General features: G+C 53.1%; 10 protein-coding genes. 7 read left to right on the top strand and 3 right to left on the bottom strand.

Going from position 1 to position 12033, the window contains the following annotated elements:
* Positions 1-420 precede the first annotated feature (420 nt).
* The 5 genes from R2K28_RS09495 (at position 421) to R2K28_RS09475 (ending at position 3509) form a co-directional block, all read left to right on the top strand.
* Positions 421-960 carry an SRPBCC family protein gene (locus R2K28_RS09495; protein WP_316369475.1) on the top strand — a complete coding sequence of 180 codons (540 nt, stop codon included), beginning with the start codon at positions 421-423 and terminating at the stop codon, positions 958-960.
* 13 nt (positions 961-973) lie between these two features.
* Positions 974-1969 carry a YVTN family beta-propeller repeat protein gene (locus tag R2K28_RS09490; RefSeq protein ID WP_316369473.1) on the top strand — a complete coding sequence of 332 codons (996 nt, stop codon included), beginning with the start codon at positions 974-976 and terminating at the stop codon, positions 1967-1969.
* 95 nt (positions 1970-2064) lie between these two features.
* Positions 2065-2325 carry a hypothetical protein gene (locus tag R2K28_RS09485; RefSeq protein WP_316369471.1) on the top strand — a complete coding sequence of 87 codons (261 nt, stop codon included), beginning with the start codon at positions 2065-2067 and terminating at the stop codon, positions 2323-2325.
* 73 nt (positions 2326-2398) lie between these two features.
* A complete protein-coding gene (locus R2K28_RS09480) occupies positions 2399-3088 on the top strand; it encodes a hypothetical protein (RefSeq protein WP_316369469.1) in 690 nt (229 codons plus the stop codon).
* Positions 3089-3137: 49 nt separating this feature from the next.
* Complete coding sequence (locus tag R2K28_RS09475; protein WP_316369468.1) at positions 3138-3509, top strand: hypothetical protein; 372 nt, start codon at positions 3138-3140, stop codon at positions 3507-3509.
* 2 nt (positions 3510-3511) lie between these two features.
* Here R2K28_RS09475 and R2K28_RS09470 read toward each other — a convergent pair whose 3' ends face one another.
* Complete coding sequence (locus R2K28_RS09470) at positions 3512-4360, bottom strand: quinoprotein dehydrogenase-associated SoxYZ-like carrier (RefSeq protein WP_316369467.1); 849 nt, start codon at positions 4358-4360, stop codon at positions 3512-3514.
* Between the two features lie 241 nt (positions 4361-4601).
* Positions 4602-5549: a quinoprotein relay system zinc metallohydrolase 2 gene (locus R2K28_RS09465; protein ID WP_316369465.1), complete on the bottom strand. Its 948-nt coding sequence runs from the start codon at positions 5547-5549 to the stop codon at positions 4602-4604.
* Positions 5550-6293: 744 nt separating this feature from the next.
* On the opposite strand from R2K28_RS09465, the gene R2K28_RS09460 reads away from it, so the two are divergent.
* Entirely contained in the window at positions 6294-8000 is a 1707-nt protein-coding gene (locus R2K28_RS09460; protein WP_316369463.1) for an NAD(P)H-dependent oxidoreductase subunit E, read from the top strand.
* Positions 7990-10749, top strand: coding sequence for a formate dehydrogenase subunit alpha (gene fdhF / locus R2K28_RS09455; RefSeq protein ID WP_316369461.1), 2760 nt, complete (start codon positions 7990-7992; stop codon positions 10747-10749). Before R2K28_RS09460 ends, fdhF begins: the two co-directional genes overlap by 11 nt.
* Before the next feature lie 323 nt (positions 10750-11072).
* Here fdhF and folP read toward each other — a convergent pair whose 3' ends face one another.
* Positions 11073-11903: a dihydropteroate synthase gene (folP, locus tag R2K28_RS09450; protein WP_316369459.1), complete on the bottom strand. Its 831-nt coding sequence runs from the start codon at positions 11901-11903 to the stop codon at positions 11073-11075.
* Positions 11904-12033: the final 130 nt, after the last annotated feature.

The raw sequence follows: 12033 nt of genomic DNA, 5'->3' as shown, positions 1-12033 counted from the left end.
GCTCCAATATTAGGCTCAAGAATTAAGGTTCAGAGATTATTTTTGCAAGTTCCATACCATGGAATGGGGTTCCAACCAGCCGTGACCCGGGCTCAGAAACGGGGCATCAGCCAATTTGATTGAATCACTCAGTGTCAATGGTGACACACTGTATCAATTCGGATCTCTTGCAATGATCTTTGGATAGGCCTAGGTGCACTACCCAGCTTCATCTCATCTTAGCCCAATTTACAATAGCCAGATAATAGGTTTTGTCCACATACTTCGTGCGGTTCCAGGTCTGGGAAAAATATAATAGCGTAATTAACATACCCAAGGAGTTTTTCCCAATTGCTCAGGCACGATTATTGCTCGTTAGCATATGGCTATCCGAAAGGAGTAATCAGCCCTGTATGAGAAACCCCACAGAGGTAAATGTAAGTGAATAAAAATATCGTCCTCCTCTCCTCCATGCTCACACTGCTGCTATTTACCGTTATAGCCCAGGCCCATGGCCCGACCCGGCAAAAGATGGTCGTGAAGCAACAGATCTCCGCCCCACCGCAGGCGGTTTGGGAGTTGGTCAAGAATTTTCAAGATATGAGCTGGCATCCAGCAGTGGCAAAAACCGAAGGTGATGGTGGCAATACTATTGGCGCAACCCGGATACTGACCCTTGGTAACGGCGGACAGATTCATGAAAAGCTGGAGAAATATGAGCCTGAAAAACACTCCTTTTTCTATCGCATAGAATCAGTAGATGTAAAAGTATTGCCTGTTACCAACTACTCCTCATGGTTCAGCATCAAACCTTCTGACGATGGAGGAAGCCTGGTTACCTGGAAGGGTGCATTCTATCGAGGCTACCCGAACAATGAACCACCACCGGAACTTAGCGATCAGGCTGCCAAAGATGCAGTGAAAGGGGTTTATGAGGGCGGACTGGGCAACTTGAAGAAATTGCTTGAACAGGGTTCCTGATCATAGATTGACGATGAGCAGCACAACCGAATCAAAATACATGCGATTGAGACCCGGGGCGATCTATCTGGTCCTGCTGCTATCCATGCTCGCCGGGAGCATGCAGGTAAGTGCTGCACCATTCGCCTTCGTCACCAATCAGGGTGATGACTCTGTCTCAGTGATTGATCTGGCGGACCTAAGCACCACCGCAACCATCAAGGTCGGCTCCAAGCCAGCTGGTATCGCGGTATCCAGCAACGGCAGCCGCATCTATGTCACCAATCCGGAAAGCCGTGATGTCTATCTGCTCGACGGTGTGGCCTTTAAAACACTAAGCCATAAAGAGGTGGGAAAAGGTCCGCTGGGGATTGCCCTCAGCCCGGATGACCGCCGGGTCTATGTTGCCGACTGGTACGAGGACCTGGTGTATGTACTCGATGCCTTCGATCTCTCGATAGTGACAAAGATAGCAGTGGGTGACTCGCCATCCGGTCTGGAGGTGAGCAAGGATGGTAAAACCCTCTATGTTGCGGACAGGGACGACAATATGATCTCAGTAGTCGACACCCTCAGCAATCGAGTCACAAAACGCATACCGGTTGGCAATCGCCCCTTCGGCATCCGCATGGGACCCGATGGCCGGCGACTCTATATCGCCAATGTGGCGAGCGATGACCTGAGTGTCATCGACCTGGAGAGTCTGTCGGTCATTGCCACGATTCCCGTCGGCAGTACCCCCTACGGTGTCGCGGTCACACCTGATAACAAGCGTGTCTTCGTGACTAATCAGCATGAAAATACAATTTCCGTTATCGACTGCGTTGAATTGCGAGAGATTCGTCGCTTGGATATCGGTGAATTTCCTGAAGGTATCATTGCTGATCCGAGCCATGGGCGAGTCTACATCGCCAACTGGTTTGACAATGAACTGGTCGTGCTCGATTCGGAAAAACTGGAAATAATCAAGCAGATCCCGACTGGTGAAAGTCCACGGGCCTTCGGGGTATTTGTGGCCGGTGGGTCATAAGTACAGGATGATATGCCTAGCCATGCGCCCTGTGGGAATTTGAAATCATATAAGATAGTGTCTTGTGAATAATCAAGAGGCAGGAGGAGCGAACCATGTACCACACACAGCACCCAGAGGATTCCATCCTCAAACGCCATTTCGATGCAACTGTTGAGATGAAGCGCCAGATGTGGCTTCAGACCCCACCGACGGATTCGATCCTGCATAGACATGCAATGAGTCTGAGCAACCACCCTTCAGTTCGTCCAGGCACAGCAGCAAGAAACAATGCCGCAACGATGCGAGCACGCCAGGTGAATGAGGATAAGAAAGGTTTTCTATCCTGGTTTTTCGACCTGTTTCGTAGCGCATGATCAGGAATTCGGGATATTCCGGATAGACGCTTAGTCTAATGCACAGGTAAATATGTTTTAGGAGTTAGCTTACATGCTCAGACGTAGTATTATTCGCGCTTTTCAGTTTGCACTGCTTTTCATCCCCGCAGTTTCGGTTGCCACCAAGGTTTTACCACCACCGAAGCTGAATCAAGCGCAGAAAATAATTTTTTTCAAAGACCATCTCATGGGCGTGCCCAAAGGCAGTCAAATCGATTACGCTTTCAAAAGCATGACCAAGGATGCGGACAGTTTTTCAGATAAAATCGAAATCAAGGTCATCGACGTAATTGCCGAAGGTAAGCGAGACTTGGAATTCAACTTCCTGAGCGGCTCAAATCACATCGATTTCAGCCCTGCCAAGTCATATTCAGGGAATCCGGTCATCATTCATTTTCTGGAGCGGGACATATCCTTAATGGCTAAAAGTACCGGTGGAAACATCGGCTTTTTTCGCAATCGGATTCGTGATTCGTTTAAAAAGCCTGCCGAACTACGCGATATAAAATTTCAGTTCAAAGGCAAGGAGATTAGCGGCACCGAAATTGTTGTTACCCCCTTTGTTGATGATCCGTACGCTGAAAACTTCGAACTGTATGTCAATAAACGTTATGAATTCATCTTCTCTGAGCAGGTCCCAGGAGGTGTATATCGTATCCATACCAAGGTGCCCAACGAAAAAGGAGATGGTGTGCTTATCGACGAAGATATGACTTTCCGGAACATCACGCCGGCGATATAGTGGAAGCCTTGCACATCAAAGTGGAATTTATTGGAGGTTGACTTCAACCATGATTAAAACAAAGTTTTTCCCGGCCATGCTCTTGTTCGGCCTGATCTGTAGTAACCATGCCATAGCTGAGGAGTGCAACGATGCCTCGATCAGCAGCGACTATCCAACCTCCGCCAGGGTCGACTATGTGATCGGGTGCATGGCTTCAAACGGCCAGTCACATGAGATGATGCAGAAGTGCTCGTGTAGCATCGATCTCATAGCCAAGGCCATTCCTTACGAAGAGTATGTGCATATTTCGACGCTTTTGAGTCTGCAACAGATGACCGCCGCGGGAAGAAATGCGGTGTACAAAAGTTCCACCTGGTCGCAAAAGGCGGTGGCTAGACTACGCGACGTACAGGCCGACTCAACCTTGCAGTGCTTCTGAACTCAGCCTTTGCTGTTTGACTGCAGGTCCACGCTGTGGGAAAAGGTTCTCCCCTTGGAGTCTTTCACGTGGACCTCGAGGACACCCGTCTCATTCGGTGTGAAACCAAAACGTATATTCGGGTCCTCACTGATGGAGATATCGGTGTCAGCGGTGAATACTTCATCACCATTGTAGGTGACCTGTATGGTTCTGATGAAATCCGCCGGTATATAAAAACGTGATACCTGATCGAACTGCAGGCCCGAGTTGTTCGGATGCTTGATCATCAGCTGGGTCGGAATGAGATCTCCCTGATTGTAGTCCTCTGGCAGACGGAATTTGATCTTGCCCAACTGTGCCGCGGCAGCTGCGGGATCCTTAAGTGACGGCGCGGAGCACCCGCCTGACGCCTTGACATAATTGTTAACCATATAGAGATTGCCGTCGTTGAGTTCGGCAATGGCTCGCAGGTCGGTATAGGCGTTGATACGCACCCGGGTCGACAAGGTTTCCCAACTGTGTTTACCAGGAAAATGAAAAACAGCAGCAACCGGAGAAGGATTGTTGTCGATCACCAGATAGAGACTCTTTATATAGCGCTGTGGTGTCTGCTCGATCTTCGAATCGATGGAGATGGGGACGATGGCTGCGTCCATGGCCCTGCCTGGGGTCTCCAATCCAAGGATCTCTCCACCACTCTGGATGTTTTTATCCCCAAAAAGCGAGGTCTTTATCTGAAACCAGCGATTGCCATCATCATTTGCCCATGCAGTGTTCACGGCAACGAACATACACATCAAGCTGATGGTGAATTTAAGCCCGGCCTTCCATAACCAGCCATTGCGTTTCATCGTCGAGACAGCTGTCATAGCAATTATCCTCATATGATAAAAATAATTTGCTGGCACCAGTAAATCATTGCCAATCATTCAGTGTTAGATCAAGATTCTTAACAAGCGTTCCAGTGAGTAAAACAAACTGATGCGTCAACGCCAGTCTCTGGCCTGCAAAAGGCCTGATAGGGTATATACAAGATCGCGAATCCCTTCTACCACAAAAAATGTATAACTTTAGTGATCGTCTTTCACCAGTTTTCATGGGGTCTATCGTCTACTCCCATTCCAATTCCGCAAATACAGCAGTGACATTTCGACCATGGAATTCATCGAACAAGAGCCAGTTTTCCCGTTCCTCCCAACCCACATTCTCCACTGCTTGGGAGATACTACCCCCCTTGCTGATGACTTTTCTGATACCCGCCGCAACGAAATCGAGATATCGGCGCTGATCGGCCAGCGCCTTCTGCCATTGGGTTGTAACAGGGCCATGACCGGGCACAATTCGTCTGACTTCACCGCACTGTCCACTACCCCCTGTCTCTGCAGAAACCATCGCTATGCAGGGCTGGCGGCTGATCTCATCCATGACCTTCAACCATCCCAACAGGCTGCCATCAACCACCGGGGTTCGCTCTATGAAGAGCAGGTCCGAGAGCCACAATGTTCCAGTCTTCTGGTCATATACACTCAGATCGTTATTGGTATGCGCCGTCGGATAGGCATGCAGATGGAGCATCCTTGCACCAAGATCCAGGGTTAAGCTGCTATCAACAGCAACCGTCTGGGTCGGAAACACCATTTCTGTACCCTCTGCCACTGCTCCCAGTATCTCTTGCATCCGCTTCAGGTAGACCGATTGGCGTCTTGCCAAGGCATCACTCAGCTGTGCATGGCCGATATATGCCGGCTTATCCTGCTTGAAGGCGGCGGCACCGAGCGAGTGGTCGGGATGCATATGGGTAATGATCACAAACTCGATGGGAAGTTGTGTCGTTTCACGAATCGCTTTACGTAGTGCCAACCCCTCCTGATAACTGCTGCCGGTATCGATCACGGCCACCCGCTCGCTACCAACAATAAATCCAATATTGGCGATATGCCCCTGATTGTGTGAAGAGAATTCTTCCTGATGTCCTGGCCACATGAAGATCCCTGGCGCTATCTCCATCACCGCAGCTGACCGCGCCTGAAGTCCGTCCACGCATACAAACAATGCCACAATCAGCGCCAGGTTTCGCAGGTATGGGATTAGCGGGAGATTGATAGCCGCCTGAATGATAGGGCGACCTGGAAAGCATGATATCACTGGTATATTCACCTCTTCGCCTAGGGCCTGTTAACACTAATCCAATGCGCCCCGAAGGAAGTGCCCTTGGGGTGCGCTCTGCTGGGACTGTTTTTGCGCCCAGCAAGGCAGAATGAGCGTGGTGTAGCCCGGCTACATGAGCGAATGATAACGCCGCTGGGTGCAAAAACAGCCCCAGCCCTTCGGGTTGCGCCCCGAAGGAAGTGCCCTTGGGGTGCGCCTGAAAAAGCGCCACTCAGCGTTGCTCGTCGTTCATTTGGAGTGACCAAACTTCTCTCCTCGCGCCCGTAGGAAGTGCCCTTGGGGTGCGCCTTGATTGGCGTTTTTTCAGGCACAACAGAGTGCATTGGATTAGTGTTAACAGGCCCTATGTTTACTGACATATGCACTTTTACTGCCAACAGCTATCAAACCTTATATAGCCATCTATGGGGCACTGAATGGTTATTCTGTTAGACCACAGTTAGTGAATCATTGTCTTGCTGAAGACACAGCCAGTGCTCAATGTGCCAGAAATCTGGGGCACTGCTTTGCTTCGTATTGGATCTTAAGGTGATCCCTGATAACACCTTAACAATGGCACACGATTTGCAAAACATAATTAAGCATCAACTAAAAAAACCGACACCCAACCACTATTTATCAATGGATACTCACTTGTCCTCAGATGTGAAACAAGACAATCGCCGGCGTGGCCGCAAAAAAGGCCGCAACATTAAGCCAGCGGTATTAAGCGAAATTCGACTACTGCTGGGAGAGACGCCGCGCCGACCTGACCTATTGATCGAAATACTGCACCGTATTCAAGATCGCATGGGATATATTTCAGTGGATCATATAGCGGCGCTTGCCCAGGAGATGGACCTCTCTTCCGCGCATATCTTTGAAGTGGCCAGTTTCTACCACCATTTCGATCTGGTTAAACAGGGTCAGACACCGCCACCGCCACTGACAATCCGGGTGTGCGACTCCATCTCCTGCAACCTGGCCGGTGCAGAGACTCTGATCAGTGACCTGCAGGCGAGTCTGGGTCATGGAATTCGACTGCAACGGGTGCCCTGTGTGGGTCGCTGCCAGGAGGCACCCCTGGCCGTGATAGGTAGAGAACCGATCCCCCAAGCCGATCCCGCTAAAGTGATGCAACGGCTTGAAGCGAGTGATGGCGAACCGGAGTTACCCGACTATCTGGATTACAAAGGCTATCAGAATGGCGGCGGCTATGAACTGCTGAAAAGGATCGAAGCAGATGATGGTAACGGCAGTCACCCGACGCAGCTGTCAGTGGAACATGTGATTCAATGCCTGGAAGACTCAAATCTCAGAGGCCTGGGAGGCGCCGGTTTCCCCGCCGGTCGTAAATGGCGCATTTTGCGTGAACAACCGGCACCGCGTCTGCTGGCGGTGAATATCGACGAAGGCGAACCGGGTACCTTCAAGGATCGCTACTATCTGGAACGGGATCCACACCGTTTTCTCGAAGGGACCCTTATCGCCGCACGGGTGGTCGGTATCAGTGAGATCTACATCTATCTGCGTGACGAATATGCAGCTATCCACAGGCTGCTGGAGAGGGAGTTGAAGGCTCTTCAGTCAAACCCTCCCTGTCCGCTACCGCCCATTCATCTGCGCAGAGGGGCCGGTGCCTATATCTGCGGCGAGGAATCGGCGATGATCGAATCGATCGAGGGGAAGCGCGGCATGCCCAGGCAACGCCCCCCCTACGTGGCCCAGGTTGGACTCTTCGGCCGTCCCACCCTGGAACACAACATGGAGACCCTCTACTGGGTGCGTGAACTGCTGGAACGGGGTGCCGACTGGTTTGCCCAACAGGGGCGTAACGGCCGCCATGGCCTGCGCAGCTTCTCGGTGAGTGGCCGGGTCAACCAACCGGGCGTGCATCTGGCCCCCGCCGGCATCACCATGCGTGAACTCATCGATGAATATTGTGGGGGCATGCCGCAAGGTCATGAACTCTATGGTTACTTCCCTGGTGGCGCCTCAGGGGGCATCCTCCCCGCCTCCCTGGCCGACGTTCCGCTCGATTTCGACACCTTACAACCCTATGACTGTTTCATCGGTTCGGCCGCCATTATCGTTCTCTCCCAGCACGACAGCGCTCGCGATGCGGCCCTCAACGCCATGCGCTTCTTTGCCCATGAATCCTGTGGACAGTGCACACCCTGCCGGGTGGGTACCGAGAAGGCAGTGGCGCTTATGCAACAGGGTGAATGGGACAAGGATCTGCTCCAGGAGCTCTCGAGTGTCATGATCGATGCCTCCATCTGTGGCCTGGGTCAGGCCGCACCCAACCCCATGTTGAGCGTGCTGAAATATTTTCCTCAGGAGTTGGAACATGGCGAATGATCCTCAGCCCCCCCAAGGCAGCATCAATTTCACCCTGGATGGCAAGCCACAAAGCGCCATGCCAGGGGAGAGCCTGTTGCAGGTAGCGAAACGCTCCGGGGTCGAAATCCCCCATCTCTGTTACAAGGAGGGTCTGCGACCCGACGGCAACTGCCGGGCCTGTGTGGTGGAGATCGAGGGTGAGCGCACCCTGGCCGCCTCCTGTTGCCGGGCACCAAGCGACGGGATGGTGGTGAATAGCCAGGGCGAACGACCTCGCAAGGCACAACAGCTGGTATTGGAGCTGCTTCAATCCGACATGGCCGAGACCTGCTACAGCCACCACAATGAGCTTGACCAGTGGTCGCAAAAGATGGATCTGGGCAAGCCCCGCTTCCCCAGCCGCCGCCAACCGGTGGCGGACAGTTCTCATCCAGCCATCGCGGTTAATCTGGATGCCTGTATCCAGTGCACCCGCTGTCTGCGCGCATGTCGCGAAGAGCAGGTCAACGATGTGATCGGCTATGCCTGGCGAGGTGGCGCCTCGAGTATCGTCTTCGATGCGGAAGAGAGCCTGGCCGAGAGCAGCTGTGTCGCCTGTGGCGAGTGTGTACAGGCCTGTCCCACGGGGGCGCTGATGCCGGCCAACGGCCTGGGATTGGAGCAGACCGAGAAACAGATCGATTCGGTATGTCCCTATTGCGGCGTCGGCTGCCAGCTTACCTACCATGTGAGTGATAACCGCATACGCTATGTTACCGGGCGCGACGGGCCGGCCAACAACTCCCGCCTGTGTGTCAAAGGACGTTACGGTTTCGATTATGTACACCATAAACACCGTCTGACCGTGCCGCTGATTCGCCGTGATGATGCCCCCAAACGGGCCGAGCTGGCCCTCGATCACAAAAACCCCTTCGCCGGTTTCCGCGAAGCGAGTTGGGAGGAGGCCCTGACATTTGCCGCTGGCGGACTGGTTAAGATGAGGGATGAGCGGGGAGCTGCCGCGTTGGCGGGCTTCGGCTCCGCCAAGGGCTCCAACGAGGAGGCCTATCTGTTTCAAAAGCTGGTCCGTACAGGCTTTGGCAGCAACAATGTGGATCACTGCACCCGCCTCTGTCATGCCTCTTCCGTAGTGGCACTGCTGGAGATGATCGGCTCAGGCGCTGTCTCCAACCCGGTGGCGGACGTGGACCAGGCAGAGCTGATACTGATCATCGGTTCCAATACCACCGATAACCACCCGGTGGCGGCAACCTTTATCAAGAATCAGGTCAAGGCCGGTAAGACCCTGGTTGTGATGGACCCACGACGCACCACCATTGCCAGACACGCCTCCCATTTCCTCCAGTTCAAGCCCGATACCGACGTGGCCCTGCTCAACGCCATCATGAATGCGGTGATCGAACAGGGGCTTGTGGATGAGCAATTCGTCAACAACCGCACCAACGGCTATGAGGTGTTGGCGGAGCACCTGCGCGCCTTCACGCCGGAAGCCATGGAGCCTATCTGCGGCATCGACGCTGAAACCATTCGAGAAGTGGCGCATCTGTATGCATCATCCAAGGCCTCAATTATCTTCTGGGGCATGGGGGTCTCCCAGCATGTGCATGGCACCGACAATTCCCGGGCACTCATCTCCCTGGCCCTGATGACCGGACAGATCGGCCGTCCGGGCACCGGGCTGCACCCTCTACGGGGGCAGAACAACGTACAAGGGGCCTCCGATGTAGGGCTGATACCTATGGTCTTCCCCGACTATCAGCGGGTGGACAACCCGGAGATCCGCGCCAAATTCGAAGCCCTGTGGGGGACACCCCTGGATGCTAAACCGGGCCTGACCGTGGTCGAGATCATGCATGCCATCACCGAAGGCACCATCCGGGGCATGTACATCATGGGCGAGAACCCGGCCATGTCAGATCCCAACCTGAACCATGCCCGCAAGGCCCTGGCCAGTCTGGAACATCTGGTGGTGCAGGACATCTTCATGACCGAGACTGCCTGGTACGCGGATGTCATTCTGCCCGCCTCCGCCTTTGCCGAAAAGGACGGCAGCTTCACCAACACCGATCGGAGGGTACAGTTGGGGCGCCAGGCTATCGATCCACCGGGCGAGGCCAGACAGGACCTGGAGATCATCCAGGAGATGGCACGCAGGTTAGGCCTGGACTGGCACTACGATCATCCCAAGGAGGTGTTTGCCGAGATGCGTCAGGCAATGCCGAGTATCGCCGGTATCTCCTGGGAGCGCCTGGAGCAGGAGGGTGCCATAACCTACCCCTGTGAAAATGAAGACGATCCGGGACAGCCGGTTATTTTCACCGATACATTTCCAACCCCGTCCGGCAGGGCGAGCTTTACACCCGCACCCTTTACCAACGCCGACGAGCTGCCGGATCATGAGTATCCCTGGGTACTGATCACCGGTCGCCAGTTGGAACATTGGCACACCGGAGCCATGACCCGACGTGCGGAGGTGCTCGACAAGATCGAACCGATCCCGGTTGCCAGCCTCCATCCCCAGGAACTCGCACGCATCGATATAGAACCTGGTGGCCCGATCATGTTGCAATCGAGACGAGGGGTGGTAACCGCGTATGCCCGAGCCGACGAAGGTGTCTCTCCCGGCCAGGTATTCCTCCCCTTCTGTTACCACGAAGCGGCGGCAAACCTGTTGACCAATGAAGCACTGGATCCGGCGGCGAAAATACCAGAGTTCAAGTTCTGTGCCGTGCGGATAGAACCTGGTCAGGATTCCAACCCTATATAGAGTCGGTAAATGTCAAATTTGAGAATGGTTACAGAAGGTGTGACACATCTGTAACAGTTTTCCGAGATATGTAGCAACCAATCACATACGGCTCAGTTGCTCATATAAATATATCAATTATTTTGTATATTTTTCAGTATGTTATAAATTATTTTCGCATCTTGGCCCGCATTCTGCCTAGGAAAAGACAGAAGCCAGACCTGAATCGTATGGATTACCATCGATTCTGCTTCGATTGTTGAAAAGATTTCCTCCACCCTTAATGCCCTTCTAGTGGCTATCCCCTAGCCACAGGGGGCATTTTTTTTAACCATACCACAACATCATTGGAATGAGTTGTTATTACGGATGGCCCAGGCCACATCAAGCGCTTGTCGATTCTGCCACACATCATGCACCCGAAACACCTTCACCCCGGCCATGACTCCCAAGGCGGTACAGGCACAGGTGGCGGGTATCAACTGTTCAGGCTGTGTCTGATTGCTGATGGCGCCCATGAAACGCTTACGACTCACACCGAGCAACAGGGGATAACCCAGTTCACCGATCTGCTGGAGATCAGCCAGCAACTCCAAGTTATGTCGCTTTTGCTTGCCGAACCCAATTCCCGGGTCCAGCAATAGCGCTTCGGGTTTCACCCCAGCCCGCAGTGCCGCTTCAATCCGCTGCTCCAAAAACGCCTTCACTTCTGAAACCACATCCCGGTACACCGGTGCATGCTGCATGGTTTCCGGTGTTCCCTGCATATGCATCAGCACGAGTGGAATATCAGCCGATCCTGCCAACCCGAGCATCTCGGGATCCTCGCGCCCAGCTGATACATCGTTGATCATACTGGCTCCAGCGTCGATCGCATCTCGGGCAACCTCACTCAGGGTGGTGTCGATGCTGATAGGAAAGCCTTCGGGCAGGCGCTCCCGCAATATCTGTATGGTCTGCAAGACCCGACGTTTCTGCTCGGCGGCGCTGACCCTGGATGCCTGTGGACGGGTTGATTCCCCACCAATATCAATGATGTCTGCCCCCTCTGCCACCATCTCCATTGCGCGATTGACTGCCGATGTCGTTTCGTAACGCCCACCATCGGAAAAGCTATCCGGGGTCAAATTTAGAATTCCCATGATGAGAGGGCGTGAAAAACTAAGCATTACCATAGGGTTACCCCTAATAACCAGACAGATTGCGATTTGTCAATCGAGCCATATTGGCATAAACTCAGCACGATAAATAAAGTATATTGATAATATTTATAAATTCCCCTGAATAATAAATAAAATGTGGTGG

Source organism: Candidatus Thiodiazotropha sp. CDECU1 (assembly GCF_963455295.1).
Lineage (GTDB): Bacteria > Pseudomonadota > Gammaproteobacteria > Chromatiales > Chromatiaceae > Thiodiazotropha.
The sequence above is the reverse complement of the archived record's forward strand: the minus strand, read 5'-3'. Positions and strand labels throughout refer to the sequence as shown.